The 15,485-nt window shown below is 71.2% G+C and carries 13 protein-coding genes; 4 read left to right on the top strand and 9 right to left on the bottom strand.

The window, feature by feature from the left end:
* Positions 1 to 25 precede the first annotated feature (25 nt).
* On the top strand, positions 26 to 1,159 hold the full coding sequence (locus ACTWNK_RS05540) for an FUSC family protein (protein ID WP_474302429.1): 1,134 nt from the start codon (positions 26 to 28) through the stop codon (positions 1,157 to 1,159).
* Here ACTWNK_RS05540 and ACTWNK_RS05535 read toward each other — a convergent pair.
* The 6 genes from ACTWNK_RS05535 to kdpF are packed head-to-tail and all read right to left on the bottom strand — an operon-like array spanning position 1,149 to position 9,007.
* Positions 1,149 to 1,817, bottom strand: a complete 669-nt coding sequence (locus ACTWNK_RS05535; RefSeq protein WP_474302428.1) for a response regulator — start codon at positions 1,815 to 1,817, stop codon at positions 1,149 to 1,151. The two genes, ACTWNK_RS05540 and ACTWNK_RS05535, sit on opposite strands and share 11 nt — an antisense overlap.
* Positions 1,814 to 4,351: a DUF4118 domain-containing protein gene (locus ACTWNK_RS05530; protein ID WP_474302427.1), complete on the bottom strand. Its 2,538-nt coding sequence runs from the start codon at positions 4,349 to 4,351 to the stop codon at positions 1,814 to 1,816. Before ACTWNK_RS05530 ends, ACTWNK_RS05535 begins: the two co-directional genes overlap by 4 nt.
* Before the next feature lie 4 nt (positions 4,352 to 4,355).
* On the bottom strand, positions 4,356 to 5,180 hold the full coding sequence (locus ACTWNK_RS05525) for a potassium-transporting ATPase subunit C (protein ID WP_474302426.1): 825 nt from the start codon (positions 5,178 to 5,180) through the stop codon (positions 4,356 to 4,358).
* A complete protein-coding gene (gene kdpB, locus ACTWNK_RS05520) occupies positions 5,180 to 7,270 on the bottom strand; it encodes a potassium-transporting ATPase subunit KdpB (protein WP_474302425.1) in 2,091 nt (696 codons plus the stop codon). Before kdpB ends, ACTWNK_RS05525 begins: the two co-directional genes overlap by 1 nt.
* Positions 7,270 to 8,916, bottom strand: coding sequence for a potassium-transporting ATPase subunit KdpA (gene kdpA, locus ACTWNK_RS05515; protein ID WP_474302424.1), 1,647 nt, complete (start codon positions 8,914 to 8,916; stop codon positions 7,270 to 7,272). The genes kdpB and kdpA overlap by 1 nt, the downstream gene beginning before the upstream one ends.
* 1 nt (position 8,917) lies before the next feature.
* Complete coding sequence (kdpF, locus tag ACTWNK_RS05510; protein WP_474302423.1) at positions 8,918 to 9,007, bottom strand: K(+)-transporting ATPase subunit F; 90 nt, start codon at positions 9,005 to 9,007, stop codon at positions 8,918 to 8,920.
* 283 nt (positions 9,008 to 9,290) lie between these two features.
* Here kdpF and ACTWNK_RS05505 point away from each other — a divergent pair, with 283 nt between their 5' ends.
* A complete protein-coding gene (locus ACTWNK_RS05505; RefSeq protein ID WP_474302422.1) occupies positions 9,291 to 9,587 on the top strand; it encodes a hypothetical protein in 297 nt (98 codons plus the stop codon).
* Between the two features lie 41 nt (positions 9,588 to 9,628).
* On the opposite strand, the gene cuyB is transcribed toward ACTWNK_RS05505, so the two are convergent.
* A complete protein-coding gene (gene cuyB, locus ACTWNK_RS05500) occupies positions 9,629 to 10,390 on the bottom strand; it encodes a cysteate racemase (protein WP_474302421.1) in 762 nt (253 codons plus the stop codon).
* Positions 10,391 to 10,508: 118 nt separating this feature from the next.
* On the opposite strand from cuyB, the gene ACTWNK_RS05495 reads away from it, so the two are divergent.
* Positions 10,509 to 11,537: an Lrp/AsnC family transcriptional regulator gene (locus tag ACTWNK_RS05495; protein ID WP_474302420.1), complete on the top strand. Its 1,029-nt coding sequence runs from the start codon at positions 10,509 to 10,511 to the stop codon at positions 11,535 to 11,537.
* Between the two features lie 131 nt (positions 11,538 to 11,668).
* Here ACTWNK_RS05495 and ACTWNK_RS05490 read toward each other — a convergent pair whose 3' ends face one another.
* Positions 11,669 to 12,847 (bottom strand): amidase, encoded by a 1,179-nt coding sequence (locus ACTWNK_RS05490; protein ID WP_474302419.1) that lies wholly within the window; start codon positions 12,845 to 12,847, stop codon positions 11,669 to 11,671.
* A 72-nt stretch (positions 12,848 to 12,919) separates the two neighbouring features.
* Positions 12,920 to 13,795, bottom strand: coding sequence for a LysR family transcriptional regulator (locus tag ACTWNK_RS05485; RefSeq protein ID WP_474302418.1), 876 nt, complete (start codon positions 13,793 to 13,795; stop codon positions 12,920 to 12,922).
* 112 nt (positions 13,796 to 13,907) lie between these two features.
* Between ACTWNK_RS05485 and ACTWNK_RS05480 the strand changes: the two genes are divergently transcribed.
* Positions 13,908 to 15,476 carry an amidohydrolase gene (locus tag ACTWNK_RS05480; RefSeq protein WP_474302417.1) on the top strand — a complete coding sequence of 523 codons (1,569 nt, stop codon included), beginning with the start codon at positions 13,908 to 13,910 and terminating at the stop codon, positions 15,474 to 15,476.
* Positions 15,477 to 15,485 lie beyond the last annotated feature (9 nt).

Genomic DNA, 15,485 nt, shown 5'->3' with positions numbered 1-15,485 from the left:
GACCCCTTTACGGCGTGATCGATGGGTGCGGGCTGTGCGGCGGGAGGCGGCGTATGTGCGGGCCCAGGCCGCCGGGCTGACCCGGCGGCACTCCGACCAGCGACTCCAGGCGCGTCAGATCGGCAAGGCGACGCTCGCGGCGGTGCTGGCCTGGCTGCTGGCCAGCAGGCTGCTGCCGGGCGAGAGCATCTGGATCGCACCCGCCACCGCCGTGATCATGGTGCACGCCACCGTGTACCAGACCCTGACCAACGGGCTGCGGCGCGTGGCCGCCGTCGCCGCCGGGGTCATGCTGGCCGGAAGCATCGGCCATCTGATCGGCCTCAACGCCCTCAGCCTCGTCCTGGTGGTGCCGCCCGCCCTGGTCGCGGCCCGCTGGCACCGGATGGGCAGGCACGGCTCCGACGTGGCCACGACCGCCGTGCTCATGCTCTCCTTCGGGGCCGGATCGCAGGAGCGCTACCTGCTGGCCTATGTCGTCGCCACCGCGCTGGGCGCGACCTGCGGGGCCGTGGTCAACACCGTGCTGTGGCCGCCGCTCTACCGCCACCGGCCCGAGGCCGCCCTGCGCGACCTGGCCGAACAGGCGGCCACCCTGCTCGACGAGATCGCCGAAGGCCTGCACGACGGCTGGAACCTCGACGGACTGCCCCGCTGGCAGCGCCATACCGCCCTGCTGGAGGAGCGCCTGGCCGTCGCCGCCGCCGCGGTGGCAGACGGCAAGGAGAGCCGCCGCTACAACCTGCGCCACCGATTGCTCCCCGCCACCGACTCTCGCGCCGCGCACCTGCGGGCGATGACCTCGGTCAGCGCGCACATCCGGGCGATCGTGCATGCGATGGCCCACCTCGACCACGCCTCCACCTCCGACGTCAGCGCCGACTTCTCGCGCGACTACGCCACCCTGCTCGACCTGCTCTCGGCCGCCCTCACCGCCCTGTTCGACCGGCACGACAGCGCCGCCTCCCTGCTCTCGCGCGCCGAGTCCCAGGCCGTGCGCATCCACGACCGGATGACCGCCGAGATCCAGGCGGGCCAGGTCGACCACCCCGACGGCTGGGCCATCAGCGGCAGCCTCCTCACCGACGCCCAGCGCATCCTGGTCCTCCTGGGCCGGACCCGCGACCGGCGATCGGGCGGAGGCCCTGCTACGGCCTGAACCGGTAGCCCATGCCCGGCTCGGTGAGCAGGTGGACCGGGCGCGCGGGATCGGGTTCGAGCTTGCGGCGGAGCTGGGCCATGTACTGGCGCAGGTAGTGCGTGTCCTTCAGATAGGTGGCTCCCCACACCTCGGTCAGCAGATACCGCTGGCTGACCAGTTTGCCGGGATTGCGGATGAGGATCTCCAGGATGTGCCACTCGGTCGGCGTCAGCCGCAGCCCGCCCGAGACCGTCTTGCCCGCCAGGTCGATCACATATTCGCCGATCACCGCACGGGCCTGCTCGGCCTCCTGCACCGACGTGCGCCGGGTGACGGCCCTGATCCGGGCGAGCAGTTCGTCAATACCGAAGGGCTTGGTCACATAGTCGTCGGCCCCGGCGTCCAGGGCCGCGACCTTGTCCCTGTTGCCCGCCCGGCCGGACAGGACGATGATCGGCACGCGGCTCCACCCGCGCAGCCCGTGTATGACGTCGACGCCGTCGATGTCGGGCAGGCCCAGGTCGAGGACGACCAGGTCGGGATGGGCGTCGGCGGCCTGGCGCAGTGCGCCCGCGCCGTCGGCCGCCGCCGTCACCTCGTAGTGCCTGGCCACCAGGTTGATCCGCAGTGCCCGCAGGATCTGCGGCTCGTCGTCGACGACCAGGACGTGCGTCATGGGCGCGCCTCCGGCGTCACGGGCATGGTGAGAATCATGGTGAGCCCTCCCCCTGGGGTCTCGTCGGGTACGAGCGTGCCGCCCATCGCCTCGGCCAGACCGCGCGACAGCGCGAGGCCGAGCCCGACGCCGGAGTGGTTGTCGCGGTCGCCGAGCCGCTGGAACGGCAGGAAGACCTGCTCGTGCGCCTCGGCCGGGATGCCGGGCCCACCGTCGACGACGCGGATCTCGACCAGTCCGGCATGCGCGCTGGCCGTGAGCAGCACCGTGCGGCCCGGCGGGCTGTAGCGCACGGCGTTGGACATGAGATTGACCAGCACACGCTCCAGCAGCGCGGGATCGGCCACGATCTCCGGCAGCCCGGCGGCCACGTCGGCCTCGACGCCGGAACGCAGGGGGCCCAGGTCGTCGACGGCTCTCGGCACCACCTCCTCCAGGGCGACCGGCTGCAGGTCGAGGCCGAGCACCCCGGCCTGCAGGCGGCTCATGTCGAGCAGGTTGGCCACCAGCCGCTCCAGCTTGGCCAGCGACTCGTGCGCGGTGGCGAGCAGTTCCGCCCTGTCCTGGGGCGACCAGTCGATCTCACTGCTGAGCAGGCTGTCGACGGCCGCCTTGGCCGAGGCGAGCGGCGTGCGCAGGTCGTGGCTGACCGCGGCCAGCAGGGCGGTGCGCATCCTGTCGGCCTCGGCGAGCGGCCTGGCCTGGCCCACCTCGGCGACCAGCCGTTCCTGACGCAGGGCGACGGCCGCCTCGGCGGCGAACGCCTCCAGCACCCTGCGCCCCGAGGCGTCGATCAGCTTCCCGGTCGCGGCCAGGACCAGGCCCTCGTCGATCACCACATCGGTGTCGGCCGTACCCGGGCAGGTCGAAGGGGCGCCGCCCGATGTGGCCACGATGCGCCACGCCTCGGGCTCGCAGCGGTCGTCGGGGCCCGGCTCGCCGAGGCGTTCCAGCAGGGTGACCGAGGTCAGGCCGAAGGTCTCGCGCAGCCTGGCCAGCAGCGACGACAGCGCCGACTCGCCCCGCAGGACGTGCCCGGCGAGTGTGGCCAGCACCTCGGCGTCCGCGCTCGCCCTGGCCGCCTCCCTGCTGCGCCGTGCCGCCACGTCCACGATCGCACTCACGGCCGCGGCGACCACGACGAAGACGACCAGGGCGAGAAGGTTCTCCGGATCGGAGATCGTGAACTCGCCGAGCGGCGGTGTGAAGAAGAAGTTGAGCAGCAACGACCCGCCGACGGCCGCCGTGATCGCCGGCCACATGCCGCCGACGAGCGCCACCCCCACCACCATGACGAGGAACAGCAGGATCTCGCTCGGCAGCGCCAGATCGTCCCTGAACGGCAGCAGCGCGGCGGCCAGCAGCGGCATACCGGCCCCCGCGACCGCCCATCCGGCCATGCGGCGCTCGCGGGTCAGGGCCGCCCTGCTGCGGGAAGGGCGGCCCCGGCCCTGCTTCGCCTCGGCGTGCGTGATCATGTGCACGTCGATGGTTCCGGATCTGGCCGTGGTCTCGACGCCGACGCCTCGGGCGAAGATCTGGGCGAAGCGGCCGCGCCTGGAGGCGCCGAGCACGAGCTGGGTGGCGTTGACTCCGGAGGCGAAGTCGAGCAGCGCCTTGGGTATGTCGTCGCCGACGACCTGGTGGTAGCTGCCGCCCATCGACTCGGCCAGCGTCCGCTGCCTGGCCAGGTCGGCCGGATCGCCGCCGGTGAGGCCGTCGGCCCTGGTGACGTGGACGGCCAGCAGGTCGGCGCCCTTGCTGCGGTCGGCGATGCGGGCGGCGCGCCGTACCAGGGTGTCGCCTTCGGGGCCGCCGGTGAGGGCCACGACGACGCGTTCGCGGGCCTCCCAGGTGCCGGTGATGCCGTGTTCGGCGCGGTAGCGGTCGAGTTGCTCGTCGACCTTGCCCGCGACCCAGAGCAGGGCGAGCTCGCGCAGTGCGGTGAGGTTGCCGACCCTGAAGTAGTTCGACAGGGCGGCGTCGACCTTGTCCGGCCGGTAGACGTTGCCGTGCGCCATCCGGCGGCGCAGCGCCTCGGGCGACATGTCGACCAGCTCGACCTGCGAGGCCCTGCGGACGACCTCGTCGGGCACGGTCTCACGCTGCGGCACGCCGGTGATCTGCTGGACGACGTCGTTGAGCGACTCCAGGTGCTGCACGTTGACGGTGGAGATCACATCGATCCCGGCAGCCAGGATGTCCTCGATGTCCTGCCAGCGTTTGGCGTTGCGCGAGCCCGGCACGTTGGTGTGGGCGAGCTCGTCGATGAGGGCGAGTCTGGGCGCGCGTTCGATGACGGCCTCGACGTCGAGCTCGGTGAACGTGCCGCCCCTGTGGGTCATGCTCCTGCGCGGGATCGTCTCCATGCCGTCGAGGAGTTCTGCCGTGCAGGGGCGGCCGTGGGTCTCGACGAGCCCCACGACCACGTCCTTGCCGCGCTCCTTGGCCCTGCGGCCCTCGCCGAGCATCGCGTACGTCTTGCCGACGCCCGGCGCCGCGCCGAGATAGACCCTCAGTCGGCCGCGTGCCACGCCTTCACCCCTTGTCGAGGGCGAGGTTGAGCTCCAGCACGTTCACCGCGGGTTCGCCCATGAAGCCGAGCGCCCTGCCGGTGGTGTTCGCCTCGACCAGCGCCTTCACGCGGTCGGGTGTGATCCCCCGTTCCCTGGCCACCCGCGGGACCTGCAGCTCGGCGTAGGCGAGGGAGATGTGCGGGTCCAGCCCCGACCCGCTGGCGGTGACCGCGTCGGCGGGCACCACGGCCGTGGCGGCGCCCCTGATCGGGACGGTACGGCCTGCGCTGTGGTCCTCGCCCGGCTTCGCGCAGACGACCGGGCGGCCCTGGTAGGCGGCGATGAAGGGAGCGGCGGGGCAGACCTGGTTGACGCTCACGGCACGGTCGGGGAAGACCTTCAGCACCGCGCCCACACCGTCGGGCGTACAGTACGGGCGGGCGCCGCTGACGCCTTCCAGCTCGCCGATCGCCTTGGAGCGGGCGCAGACCTGGGTGAGCAGCGACTGCCTGCCGTCCTCGCCCGGGGTGTCGAGGACGTCCTCGGGGCCGAGGTTGCTCGCCGCGGTGGACAGCGGGTCGTAGCCGTCGCCCGCCGCCGACGGGCGCGACTGGAAGTACTTCTCGACCGGGTCGCCTTCGGCGTCGGTGAAGCTCTGGCCGATGAGCGAGCTGCCGACGGCCTTGCCGTCCTTGTCGATCAGCGAGCCGTTGGCGTGGTCGTTGAAGGCCACCTGGGCGAGCGCCGTGGTGGCCAGCGGGTACAGCAGGCCGAGTACGACGGTCAGGACGGCGAACGCCCTGACGGCGGCGAGGTGCTGGCGCAGCCAGCCGGGCAGACGTTCCATCACACGATCCCCGAGATGAGCAGGTCGATGAGCTTGATACCGGCGAACGGCGCCACGATGCCGCCCAGGCCGTAGACGTAGAGGTTGCGCGAGAGCAGCTTGGAGGCGCTGGAGGGCCGGTAGCGCACACCGCGCAGCGCGAGCGGGATGAGGGCGACGATGACGACGGCATTGAAGATCACCGCGGACAGGATCGCCGACTGGGGCGAGTCCAGGCGCATGACGTTGAGGGCGTCCAGGCCGGGATAGACGGCGGCGAACATGGCCGGGATGATCGCGAAGTACTTGGCGATGTCGTTGGCGATGGAGAACGTCGTCAGCGCGCCTCTGGTGATGAGGAGCTGCTTGCCGATCTCCACGATCTCGATGAGCTTGGTGGGGTTGGAGTCGAGGTCGACCATGTTCCCGGCCTCTTTGGCGGCCGAGGTGCCGGTGTTCATGGCGACGCCGACGTCGGCCTGGGCCAGGGCGGGCGCGTCGTTGGTGCCGTCGCCGGTCATCGCGACCAGACGGCCGCCCTCCTGCTCCTGTTTGATGAGGGCGAGCTTGTCCTCGGGAGTGGCCTCGGCCAGGAAGTCGTCGACCCCGGCCTCGTCCGCGATGGCCTTGGCGGTGAGCGGGTTGTCGCCGGTGATCATGACGGTCCTGATGCCCATGCGGCGCATCTCGTCGAAACGCTCGCGCATTCCGGCCTTGACCACGTCCTTGAGGTGGATGACGCCCAGCACACGCGCCTTGCCCTCGACGACCTCGCCGACGACGAGCGGGGTGCCGCCCGAGCCGGAGATCGCGTCGACCAGAGCGCCGATCTCGCCGGTGGGGCTGCCGCCGTTCTCGCGTACCCACTTCATGACCGCGGTCGCCGCGCCCTTGCGCACCTGGCGGCCGTCGACGTCCACGCCCGACATGCGGGTCTGGGCGGTGAACGGCACCCAGACGGCGTCGTGGACCTCGCGCTCGCGCAGGCCGTAGTGCTCCTTGGCGTAGACGACGACCGAGCGGCCCTCGGGGGTTTCGTCGGCCAGGCTGGCCAGCTGCGCCGCCTCGGCCAGCCGGTCGACGTCGATGCCGGGCGCGGGGACGAGGTCGGCCGCCTGGCGGTTGCCCAGGGTGATCGTTCCGGTCTTGTCCAGCAGCAGCGTGCTGACGTCGCCCGCCGCCTCGACCGCACGGCCGGACATGGCAAGCACGTTGCGCTGGACCAGGCGGTCCATGCCCGCGATGCCGATGGCGCTGAGCAGTGCGCCGATCGTGGTCGGGATCAGGCAGACCAGCAGCGAGACCAGCACGACGCCGGACACACCGTCGGAGCCGAGTGCGAGCGTCTCGGGCACGCCGGGGTTCTCCGCGACCGCGTAGATCGCGAACGGCTGCATGGTGATCGTCGCGATCAGGAAGATGATCGTGAGAGCGGCCAGCAGGATGTTGAGCGCGATCTCGTTGGGCGTCTTCTGGCGGTTCGCGCCTTCGACCAGGGCGATCATCCGGTCGATGAAGCTCTCGCCGGGCTTCTGGGTGATCTTCACGACGATGCGGTCGGAGAGCACCTTCGTCCCGCCCGTGACCGCCGAGCGGTCGCCGCCCGACTCGCGGATGACCGGGGCGGACTCGCCGGTGATGGCCGACTCGTCGACACTCGCGATGCCCTCGACGACGTCGCCGTCGCCGGGGATGACCTCTCCGGCGACGACCACGACGACATCGCCCTGCTTGAGCTCGGAGGCGGCGACGCTCTCCCCCGATTGCAGCCGGGCCACGGTGTCACGTTTGGCGGCTCGCAGCGTCGCCGCCTGGGCCTTGCCCCGCCCCTCGGCGACCGCTTCGGCAAGATTGGCGAAGAGCACGGTCAGCCACAGCCACACGACGGTGGCCCAGGCGAAGAAGGACGGATCGGTGATCGCCAGCACCGTGGTGAAGGCGGCGCCCACCTCGACGATCAGCATGACGGGGTTGCGCCACAGGGTCGCGGGGTTCAGCTTCCTGACCGCGTCCGGCAGCGAGCGGAGCATCTGCCCGGGGTCGAGCAGCCCGCCGCCGACCCGGCCGCCTTCGCGTGTCTCGGGGGCGGACTGCAACACTGGGGTGGACATCAGCGGATTCCTTCTGCGAGCGGACCCAGCGCCAGGGCCGGGAGGAAGGTCAGGGCGACCAGGATGATCGTGACGCCGACCACCAGGCCGACGAACTGCGGCCGATGCGTGGGCAGCGTCCCCGCCGAGACCGGCACCGGCGCCTGCGCGGCGAGGGAACCGGCCAGGGCCAGCACGAAGATGATCGGCAGGAAGCGGCCGAGCAGCATGCACAGCCCGAGCGCCACGTCGTACCAGGGGGTGTTGACGGTGACGCCGCCGAAGGCCGAGCCGTTGTTGTTGGAGGCGCTGGTGAAGGCGTAGAGGATCTCGGAGAAGCCGTGCGGGCCGTCGTTCAGCATGGCCGCCAGGCCCGCCTGGTTGCCCATCGCCACGGCGGTGCCGGTCAGCACGAGGATCGGCGTGACCAGGAAGTACATCGAGGCCAGCTTGATCTCGCGGGCGCCGATCTTCTTGCCCAGGTACTCGGGCGTGCGGCCGACCATGAGGCCGGCGACGAAGACCGTGATCACCGCCAGCACCAGCATGCCGTACAGGCCGGCTCCGACGCCGCCGGGCGCGACCTCGCCCAGCATCATGTTGAACAGCGTCATCATGCCGCCGAGCGGTGTGTAGCTGTCGTGGAAGGAGTTGACGGCGCCCGTCGAGGTGAGGGTGGTGGCCGCGGCGAACGTGGCGGAGTTCGCGACGCCGAACCTGACGTCCTTGCCCTCCATCGCGGCACCGGCCGCCTGGGGCACGGTGGCGTCGCCCGACAGTTCGAACGCGGTGGTCAGCAGCACGCTGGCGACCGCGATCGTGGCCATGACCGCGAGGATCGCGTAGCCCTGCCTGACCTGGCCGACCATACGGCCGAACGTGCGCGGCAGGGCGAACGGGATCAGCAGGATGAGGAAGATCTCGAACCAGTTGGTCCAGCTCGTCGCGTTCTCGAACGGATGGGCGGAGTTGACGTTGTAGAAGCCGCCGCCGTTGGTGCCGAGCTCCTTGATCACCTCCTGGCTGGCGACCGGTCCGCCGGTGATCGCCTGCGTGCCGCCGGTCAGGGTGGTGATCTCGTGCGGGGCGGCGAAGTTCTGCACCAGCCCGCCCGCGACCAGCACGAGCGCCCCGACGAAGGCGATCGGCAGCAGGATGCGGAACGTGCCCCGGACCAGGTCGACCCAGAAGTTGCCGAGCGTGCCCGACCTGCTGCGGGCGAACCCGCGCACGAGTGCGATCGCCACCGCCATGCCGACCGATGCCGAGACGAAGTTCTGCACGGCGAGTGCGCCCATCTGGACCAGGTGGCCCATCGTGGACTCGCCCGAGTAGGCCTGCCAGTTGGTGTTGGTGACGAAGCTGACGGCGGTGTTCCACGCGATGTGGTCGGGCACGGCGTCGAGGCCGAGCGAGAGCGGCAGCCGGTCCTGCACCCGCTGCAGGCCGTACACCAGCAGCAGGCCGACCACGGAGAAGGCCAGCACGCCCCGCGCGTAGACGCCCCAGCTCTGCTCGGCGTCCGGGCGCACACCGAGCATTCGATAGGTGACGCGCTCGATCACGGTGTGCTTGGCGCCGCTGTAGACGCGGTACATGTAGTCGCCCAGCGGCCTGTGGACCACGGCAAGCGCGACGATCAGCGAGAGGACGAAGATCCAGCCCATCTCAGAACCGTTCCGGGAACAGCAGGGCCACGACCATGAAGACCACCAGGCCGCAGGCCACGACCAGTCCGGCGAGGTTGACCACGCTCACAGCCGCTCCACCGCCTTGACCACGAACCCGAAGATCACGAACAACGCGATCGTCAGGGCGACGAAGATGACGTCGGCCATCCCCACTCCTCATTCGACGTTCCAAGGACCTCGCGACCACCAGGACAGGCGGCCACAGAGCCAGCAAACAGGCGAAATGGGGGAGATTTGCCGCTCTTGACGGGTTTCATACGCCGTGACACTCGGCATTGACGGCATAGCTACGCGGGGCCACACGGGGTAGAGCAACAGGTGTCCGAACGTCGTCGTGAGAAAGGCACCTCATGCACGTTCCACGCACACTCGTCGCGGCCGTCACCGCCGCCGTCCTGGCGAGCGCCGCCACGGCCGCACCCGCCGCCGCGGCCGTGACCGGCACGGCACTCGACGCCAACTACACCTGTACGGACGGCGTCAGATTCTTCATGTCCGACACGATCGGCTACATCATCTTCGCGACCGGCTGCAGCGGATCAGGCAGCGGCACCTACGGCACGATCACCATCCCCAGCGGCAGCTACTTCTGCCAGAACGTCCTGTACAACCCGATGCTCAGCAGCGTCAACGGCCATCAATGCTGAGACACACGGGGGACGTCCCGGCGTCCCCCGCCCTCGGGCGGTCAGCCCAGCGAGACGGCGGCGACCCTGCGCGCCAGCAGCCGAGCCGGGTCCATGACGGGCACCGGCACCCGGCGGCTGTCCAGCGCCAGCACGATCTCGGTGCAGGCCGCCACCACACGCCCGGCGCCGCGAGCGGCCAAGGACTGGGCGACCTCGGCCAGGGCACTGCGGTGCACGGCGGTGACCGTGCCCGCCTTCACCGCGGCGATGGCGGCCGACACCAGGCGCTGCTCGTCCTCGTCCGGCTCGACCGGCTCGATCTCGCGCTTGCGCAACGCGTCCGCGTACAGCCCTGAGGTCAAGGTGCCCGTGGTGGCCAGCAGCCCGGCGGCCCTGACGCCCACGTCGGCGAGCGCGTCGGCGGTGACCTCCACGATGCTGACCAGTTCGATCCCGGCCTCGTCGGCCAGCCCGGGCACGAAGGCGTGCGCGGTGTTGCATGGTACGGCCAGCACCTCGCACCCCGCGCGCTTGAGCGCCTCGACACCGCGTCGCAGGCTGGGGGTGGGGTCCTCGCCGAGCCCGAGCAGGCTGAGCGAGCGGTCGGGCACGCGCGGGTCGCCCCAGATGACGACCGGCACGTGGCTCTGGTCGCCGGTGGCGGGCGTCTCCTCGACGAGCTTGCCGTAGAAGTCGACGGTCGCGGCCGGTCCCATACCGCCGAGCACCCCGACCAGCCGAGGCGTACGGCCGCGCCGCTCGTCGAGCGTCGTCTCCGGAAGCCCCGTGCCAGGAAGCCCCGTCTCAGGAAGCGCAGTCACAGGAAGCCTCCTCGCGGCCGGTCGCGCCTGCGGCGTACGGACAGCCGCGGCCAACAGGATCGCCGGATAAGGTGACATCGCCCGCGATATGCGGCAATCAGTCATCAAGGGAGAAGAGATGCAGGATTCCGGCATCGAGCCCCTGCGGTTGCTGTCGGAGACCGATCTCGAACTCATCGACGCGCTGCAGATCAACCCCCGCGCGAGCTGGGTCGACATCGGCGCGGCCACCGGCTCGGACCCGGCCACGGCCGCCCGGCGCTGGCAGCGGCTGCACGGATCGGGCGAGGCGTGGACGACCGTCGCACTCGGCCGGCGGCAGATGCACGAGATGAGCATGGCGTTCCTGGAGATCGACTGCGCGGCCGGGGCCGCCGTCGAGGTCGCGGCGACGCTGGCGCGGGCCAGGCACCTGATCACCGTGCAGCACGTCGCCGCCGGACACGACCTGTTCGTGATCGCCGCCGCAGCCTCGATGCCCGCACTCGCCGACTACCTGCTGAGCGACCTGCCCAGGGTGGCGGGCGTGGCCAAGGTACGCACCCATCTGGCCACCCGCGTCTTCGAGGCGTCGTGCCGATGGCGGCTGCGCGTGCTCCCGCCGGGCACCGCCGCGACCCTGGCCAGGCGCAGCGGCCCACCGGAGTCCACCCGGCAGATGGACGACATCGACAGAAGGCTCTTCCGCGCCCTGGTCGCCGACGGCAGAGCCGGGTACGCCGATCTGGCCGCGACCGTCGGCACCTCGGAACGCACCGTGCAGCGCCGCCTGTCCAGGCTCGTCGCGACCGAGGACATCGACTTCCGCTGCGACCTCGCCCGCTCGCACGCCGGCTGGCGCTCATCGGCCGTGCTGTGGCTGCGCATGCCCGACCGCCTGCTGGAGGAGACGGGCACGGCGCTGCTCGGCTGGCCGGAGACCCGCACGTGCGCGGCACTCGCCGGTTCGAGCAACATGCTGCTCACCGTCGGCCTGCATGCCGTCACCGACCTGCACCCCCTGGTGATGCGCCTGGAGCGCCGCTTCCCGCACCTCACGGTCGCCGACCGCCAGATCGTCCTGCGCCAGACCAAGCTGTACGGCAGGCTGCTCGACCCGGTCGGCCGCTGCACAGGCGTCGTCCCCGTCGACCCATGGAGCCTGTGATCCCAGGCGGCTCAGGGATCGCCCCGCCCTGGACTCCCAGGAGCCCATGACCACAGGGCCGCACACTCAGCGCGGCTCAGGGATCGCCTCACCCCTGGACCCCAGGAGCCCATGACCACCAGGCCGCACACTCAGCGCGGCTCGGGGATCGCCTCACCCCTGGACTCCCAGGCCAGCCCCGCCCGTAGCACCGCCGACTCCTCCCGACCGACGATCTGCAGGTCGCCGATCGCCAGCGCGGGCAGCCCGAGTGCGGAGATCACCGAGGTGATGCGCCCGACCTCGCCGCGCACGGCGGCCTCGTCGCAGCCGACCCTGGGCGCGAGAGCGCCGAGCGTGGGCATGACCAGCACGTCGAGCCCGGCCATCCGCCCGGCGAACTCCGCACGCGCCACCCCCAGCCGCTCGACGGCCGCCGCGTGGTCGGCCTGGCCGATCGCCTCGGCGCTCTCCAGCTTGCGCCGCACACCCGGGCTGTAGTCGGCCGCGTTGCGCGGGAAGGTCGCCTCGTGGGTACGCCTGGCCTGGGCGCCGACGATCGTCCAGTACGGCCGCAGGATGTCGTAGGGCAGCGCGACCGTCCGCAGCTCGGCCCCGAGAGCGGCGAACGCGTCGGCCTGGGCGCAGCCTTCGACCACGCCGATCCGCCATCCGGCCAGGTCTCCGGCCCGTTCGACCGGCTGCCCGCCGCCGAGCACCTCCCACACGCGGGTCACGTCGGCGACCGATGCGGCCATCGGGCCGACCACGTCGAACGCCGGCGCGAGCGGCGCCACTCCCCTGCCGTCGATCGCGCCGGTGCGCGGGCGCAGTCCGACGACTCCGCAGCAGGCGGCGGGCATCCGCACCGAGCCGCCGGTGTCGGTGCCGAGCCCGAACCTGGCGACGCCCGCGGCGATGGCCGCCGCGGTGCCGCCGCTGGAGCCGCCGGGCGTCAGGTGGGGGTGCCTGGGGTTGCCCACGTCGCCCCAGTGCGGGTTCTCGCTGGTGACGCCCCAGGCGAACTCGTGCTGGTTGGCCTTGCCGACCAGCAGTGCGCCCGCACGCTCCAGCGCCTGCACGCACGGCGCCGTGGTCAGCGCCTCCCGCGTGCCGTACAGGGCCGAGCCCTGGGTGGTGTACAGCCCGGCGACGTCGATCATGTCCTTGACCACGAACGTCCAGCAGTCGAGGGGGCCACCGGGTGCGGCGGTCCTGATGTGGCCGAGGCGTTCGACGACCGGCTTGGGGCCCGCCTCGATGAGGATGTTGTGTTCGGCGTGCCGTTCGAGGGCCTCGGCCGACCTGGCTGTCGCCGCCGCGCGTTGCATGAGGTGGATCTCCTGACGAAGGTGCCGGTGCGGACGGGATGGTGGCAGACCGACGGGGCCCGCGTCGAATGCTCAGACTTCGAGAGCGTCCAGCAGCGCCCGCAGTCTGGCGCTCTCGCGATCGGGTCTGACCAGGGCGAAGATACTTCGACTGGTGTTCAGCCAGGGTACGTCGGCCACCACGACGCCCGGTCCGTGCCCCGTCAGGGCCAGGTCGGCGACGAAGGCCGCGCCCACGCCCGCCTCGATCAGCGACATCGTGATCTTGAAGTCGTCCGAGTGGCAGGCCACACGCGGATGCAGGTCCCAGCGGGCGAAGACGCCGTCGAAGAAGGAGGCGTCGCTGCTCCCGGGATGATGCATGATCCACGGCAGGTCGACGAGCTGTTCGGCCCGGTACGGCGAGAGGTCGGCCCAGCTCGCGGGCAGCGCCAGCTTGTAGCGGTCCTCGGCGATCCATCTGCGGCTCAGCGCCGAAGGCCAGGACAGGCCCGAGTTGCCGACCTGGTAGACGATCGCCGCGTCCATCTCGCCGCCCGCGCCCAGGTGCGGGATGAGCTTGGAGGACTCGGCGACCGAGATGCGCACTCCGGCCCGGTCCTCGGGCTCCATCCTGCGCAGCACCCCGGCCAGCCGGTCGGCGAAGCTGGGGAACAGGCCGAGCCTGATCTGCCGCTCGCTCCCCCTGTGCACGGCCTGCACCGAGGCGACCATGCGCTCGATGTCGACCAGGACGATCTCGGCATGCCTGGCCAGCACCTCCGCCGCACTGGTCGGCAGCACGCTGTGCGCCGAGCGCTCGAACAGCCGCACGCCGATCTTCTTCTCCAGCGCGGCCATCTGCTGGGAGACGGCGGAGGAGGTGTATCCGAGGCGATTGGCCGCGGCGGCGAAGGACCCCAGGGCGATGACCTCACGCAGAGTACGCAGGTGTTCCGGCTTCAGCATTAGCATTCCTTGCTCTCAGGGTTGCTAAATGTCGTGTTTATAGCACTTCCGTGTTCTTTTAGCTACTCCTACAGTGAAGCCCACTGTCACTCCAGCACCCTTGAGGGTCACTTTGAGCATCCGTGTGTACCGCAACGCCGCCATCCATACCGGGCAGGGCGGCCTCCCGCCCGCCCAGGCCATGGCCGTGGACGGCGAGCACCTCGTGGCCGTCGGCACCGAGGCCGAGGTCCGCGAGGCGGCGGGCCACGACGCCGAACTCGTCGACCTGGCGGGCGCCGCCGTCCTGCCCGGCCTCTACGACGCCCACATCCACACCGCCCAGTACGCCCACAGCCTCGGCGCCATCGACCTGCGCGACGTACGCTCGCTCGACGAGGCGCTCGCCATGATCGACGAGCACGTCGCCAGGCTGCGCCCCGGCGGCTGGCTGTTCGGCGGCCGATGGAACAGCAACACCTGGACGCCGCCCGCCCAGCCCGACAGGTACGCCCTCGACTCCGTCAGCCAAGGCCTGCCGATCGCCCTGCCGAACATCGACGGCCACACCGTCTGGGCCAACTCCGCCGCCCTGCGCCTGGCCGGGATCGACGCCTCCACGCCCGACCCGATCGGCGGCGAGATCGTCAGGGACGCGAGCGGCGAGCCGACCGGCATCCTGCGCGAGTCCGCCTCCTACCCGCTGCGCGCCCTCATGGTCTCGGGCGACCTGAGCGACAAACTGCTCGCCGCGCAGGAGGAACTGCTCGCACTCGGCCTCACCAGCGTGCACGACATCGACGGCGAGGACTGCAGACAGGCCTACCTGCGCCTGCGTGACGAGGGCCGGTTGAAGATCCGCGTGCACAAGGCGATCCCGACCGTCCACCTGGAGGCGGCCATCGCCGAGGGCCGCCGCACCGGCCAGGGCGACGACTGGGTCCGCACCGGCCCGGTGAAGATCTTCAGCGACGGCGCGCTCGGCTCGCACACCTGCCACATGAGCGAGGCGTTCGCCGGGGACGACGACAACCTCGGCATCGCGGTCACACCGTACGACGACCTGGTCGCGCTGTTCAGGACCGCGGCGCAGGCGGGCATCGCCGTCGCCACGCATGCCATCGGCGACCGGGCCAACCACCTGGTGATCGACGCCTACGAGGCGATCGGCGTCACGCCCGGCCTGCGGCACCGCATCGAGCACGCCCAGCACCTGCGTCAGGCCGATCTGACGCGCATGGCCAGGCTCGGCGTCGTCGCCTCCATGCAGCCGGTGCACTGCACCAGCGACATCGACCTGGTCGACTCGCTCCTGGCCGGGCACGACCTGGCCTCCTACGCCTGGCGCGGCATGCTGAACGCCGGGGTCGCCCTGGCCTTCGGCTCCGACGCGCCCGTCGAGCACCCTGACCCGTTCGCCGCGCTCTACGCAGCGGTGACCCGTACCCGCCAGGACGGCACCCCCGTCGGCGGCTGGCAGCCGGAACAGCGGCTGAGCATGGCCGAAGCGATCACCGCGCACACCCTCGGCGCGGCCTACGCGGCAGGGGAACAGGACCGCAAGGGCGTCCTGGCCCCCGGCATGCTCGCCGACTTCATCGCGGTGGACACCGACCCCTACCTGGAGTCCCCAGACGCGGTGCTGCGCACCAAGGTCATGACCACCGTCGTCGGCGGCGAAGTCCGCTGGCAGCGATCCTGAAGGAGCACC

The sequence above is a fragment of the Nonomuraea sp. IBHARD001 genome (genome assembly GCF_056106265.1).
This window is presented reverse-complemented; position numbering and strand designations above follow the sequence as displayed.